Origin of the sequence: Protofrankia sp. Cas3 (assembly GCF_963555955.1) — a bacterium.
GTDB lineage: Bacteria > Actinomycetota > Actinomycetes > Frankiales > Frankiaceae > Protofrankia.
In genome coordinates this window covers 1,242-4,892 of record NZ_CAUVXP010000267.1, presented here as the reverse complement: position 1 = coordinate 4,892, position 3,651 = coordinate 1,242, and the positions used below count along the sequence as shown (strand labels likewise).

At 65.4% G+C, this 3,651-nt stretch carries 3 protein-coding genes; 1 reads left to right on the top strand and 2 read right to left on the bottom strand.

The annotated features are described in order from the left end of the window. Positions 1-188 precede the first annotated feature (188 nt). Entirely contained in the window at positions 189-878 is a 690-nt protein-coding gene (locus U9983_RS26815) for a DUF2071 domain-containing protein (protein ID WP_322756680.1), read from the top strand. A gap of 8 nt (positions 879-886) precedes the next feature. Here the strand turns inward: U9983_RS26815 and speB are convergent, their stop codons facing one another. Together speB and U9983_RS26805 are read right to left on the bottom strand one after the other, a co-directional pair. Beyond that, entirely contained in the window at positions 887-2,059 is a 1,173-nt protein-coding gene (gene speB, locus U9983_RS26810; RefSeq protein ID WP_322756679.1) for an agmatinase, read from the bottom strand. 86 nt (positions 2,060-2,145) lie between these two features. Then, positions 2,146-3,213, bottom strand: a complete 1,068-nt coding sequence (locus tag U9983_RS26805) for a 2OG-Fe(II) oxygenase family protein (RefSeq protein WP_322756678.1) — start codon at positions 3,211-3,213, stop codon at positions 2,146-2,148. Between the last annotated feature and the right edge of the window lie 438 nt (positions 3,214-3,651).

Here is a 3,651-nt window from a genome sequence, read left to right as displayed (position 1 = left end):
ATCATAGCCTGACCGCTGCTGGTATGGGGTATCTGTCGCTTTTCTAACCATCGGCTGTGGGATAAAGCCTGATATCCCGGCATCATGGGCTCATGCAGCGCGACGACCCAGATGCCGGTGATGGGATGGCCGCGGAGGGGATGGCCGGGCCCGGTGGGTCGTGTCCCTTCACGGTGGAAAGACCGATCATGCGACAGCGCTGGGAGCGGCTGACGTTCGTGCACTGGCCCTTCGATCCGGCGGTGGTACAGCAGCTTCTTCCGGGCGGCCTGCGGGTCGACACCTACGACGGGGCGGCATGGGTCGCCCTGGTGCCGTTCTTCATGCGGGTCGCGACCGCGGCCGGGCACGGGGTGGCGTGGGCGTCGACCTTCTGCGAAACCAACGTCCGTACCTACGTTCATGATCATGAAGGGCGGCGGGGAATCTGGTTTTTCTCCCTGGACGCGGCCCGGCTCGGTGCGGTGGCCGTCGCGCGCACCACCTACCGGCTGCCCTACTTCTGGTCGTCGATGCGGCTGGTGGAGACCCCGGACGAGATCTCCTACACCTGCGCCCGGCGGTGGCCCGGTCCGCGCGCCACCAGCCGGGTGACGATCCGGATCGGTGAGCCGTTCGGATCCGGTGACCTCGACGAGCGGGACCATTTCCTGACTGCCCGGTGGATCCTGTTCAGCGCGGCCGGTACCCGGCGCCGCTTCGCGCGGGCATGGCACGAGCCGTGGCCACTGCATCGGGCCAAGGCTGTGGCGCTCGACGACAGGCTCGTCGCCGCGGCCGGACTCCCGCAGCCGCGGGACGAACCCCTGGTGCACTACTCCCCGGGAGTCGATGTCCGCATCGGCCGACCCGAACGCTACCGGCCGATGCCATCCTAAACGGCTGGTCAGGGGTGCTGGGGCACGCTGTCTGGATAGGGCCCCCAGGCCTCCCGGTTGGCGGTGGCCGGTTTGCGACCGAGCTTGCCGGCCCGGACCTGGGTGGCGAGGCTGTCGAGGATCACCCGGCTGGACAGCAGCGCGGTCTGTTCGGCCCAGTCATAGGGCGGTGAACACTCGACGACCTCGATGCCCGCCAGACCGGGCTCGGAGATCATACGGACGAGGTTGAGGGCCTCGCGGGGCAGGAGACCGCCCGGTTCGGGCCAACCGGTTCCGGGGACGAAACCGGCGTCGATCACGTCGATGTCGAAGGACAGGTACACGGCTTTGGCGTTTTTCCACGCCGTCTCCAGGGCGAGTTCGGCGACTTTCTCGATGCCGACCCGTTCCACGTCGCCGACGGTGATGACGGTCGTGCCGCGCTCACGGCCGACCGTGACCCCGGCCCGTGGCGCCTGCCAGCCGCCGATGCCGATCTGGACCAGGTTGGTGGCCGGCGCGTTGCCGATGTTGGTCGCATGGAACCACGGCGTGGTGTGCATCCGCTCGTCGAGGTCGCTTGCCTGGGTGTCGACGTGGCGGTCGAAGTGAATGATGCCGATGTTGCCGTCCAGGTACGGCGCCATCCCACGGATGGTCGGGAAGCCGATCGAGTGGTCCCCACCCAGGACGACCGGCATCACACCCTGTTGCACGACGTGGGCCATTGCCTGGCTGATCTGGTCGAAGGACTTCTCCAGGTTGCCGGGAATGGTGAACACGTCGCCGATGTCGACCAGGTTGAGCTGCTCGCGCAGATCGACGCCGAGCTCGTAGGAGTAGGTGCCGAACAGGTTGGTCGAGCGCCGGATCCCCTGCGGGCCGAAGCGGGTACCCGGCCGGTATGTCGTCCCGGCGTCCAGAGGAACCCCGAAGATCGCCACCTCGGCATCCGAGACGTCGTGTACATCCTCGATGTACGGGCATTTCAGGAAGGTGCCCCGTTCACCGGCGAAGTGCGGTATCTCCCCGCGGGCGAAGGTCGGAATCGTCCGATCAGTGATCGTCGGCGCGCCCGCCAGGCCGTGAGCGAGCCGGCGTTGGATCTCCTCCTCCGCTCGCCGGGTCGGCAGTTGGGCCTCGGCCCGCTGAGCCCAGTTTCCCTCACGGTCGACCCGGTCGTTCCCGGACGCCACCATCCCATGCCTCCACAATGCTGTCCTGGTACCTGTCCTGGTACCCGTCCTCAGTACCGTCCGGATGCCTCGTTGCAGATACGGTCGGCTTATGGTGCAACCATTTCCCTGCCAGCGGTCAGGCGTTCGGCTTCACCTCGCATGCGGGCAAGAATCGACAGGCGGTCCTCCTCGAGAATCCGACGCGTGGTGATCCGGTCCGGATAGCTACGCATGAACATGTTGGTGAAATGACTGCCATAGTGGATGTAATCAGAAGTCGGGCCGGACAATGGGCGGACGCAGGCCTCGAAATTCGGCTCGTGGAAGTAGGCGAGTGCGAAGCGCTCCCGGGTGTTCAGCCTGACCTTGTGCGGGGTTGAAAGAAAAAATCCGTTCGTCAGGAACTGAAGAATGTCACCGGGGAACACCGTCAGTACGCTTGGCACCGGCTTCACGAACGTCCACGGATCGACATCTTCGTACATTCCCGCTGCGCTTTCGTCCGCCAGCCAGTTCCTGTTCCGCCGCTCGCCCGCAACGGGTGGACGTATGTAGAGTCCGCCTACGTCGTCCTGGGCGGCGATCACCAGCAGTCCGTAGTCGGTATGGGCGCCGATGCCCCGGGCGGTCTGCTCCGATGCGGCGGGGAAGCGCAGCACCCGCATGTGGTGCCAGCCGTCGTCGGTCAGTTGTGTCAATGCGTCGATGTCAGCCGCTCCCAGCCCCAGAGCGGTCAGTTTGAGTAATCTTTCACCGAACGTACCGACTTCGTCCATGAACGCCTGCATGCTCCGCTGGTAGTCGGCGTCAGGCCACGGGGCCGGGCCGTGGCACGGCCACTGTCCCTCTACGCGGGCATCGTCGCGAGCGACGTCCTTGCACACGGTGAAAATCTCGGAATAGTCCGCCTCGCCGGCCGTGACCTCTTCCCCGGACGCGATGTAGCCGCTGTAGGTCAGATCACTGACGCACCCGGACTTGACCGTCATGGGCATGCGGAAAAAGCGTCTGCTCGCCTCGATCGCAGCCCGGGTCTTCTGGTCCTGGGCCGGGCTCGTGGCGACCTGGAAAATTCCGTCCGTTCGCCATGCCTGCATCATCGCACGCGCCAGAACGATGTCGGATTCCGTCCCGTTGACGGATTCGGGCAGGTGGAAGGTTCGTAGCTCAGTCAACTCGGCCTCCTTGCGTGGAGGATCGCCGCTGCGACCCGCTTCAGAACATCGGAGCCGCACCATCGGAGCTCCGTCGGAAAGGCCGGGAGGAGCCGATCGCGATGTGGGTTCAGTTTCCCGCGATTCTCCTGATTGATCCAGGATGGCGAGGTGCCGGTATCGGCAGTGCCCGGCTGCCTGCTGCCTCAGTCGCGGGACTGGTATTGTCACTACCACCGTCAGCGCGCTGTTCCCGCTGCTGGAGCATTCAGTCCAGCGTGAGTCGGCCCGATCGACAGGCTGTCGTCACCAGAGCGCCTGCTCCCCAACCCTGATCATTCGTGGCCGGGTGGTTCCAGGACAAAGTCAGACCGGGCCTCAATCGGACAGGAGCGTCCGGCTGCTAAGGAGGTCGGCAATGGCGGTGCGAGAGTGGACCGTACCCGCTTTAGTGGACAT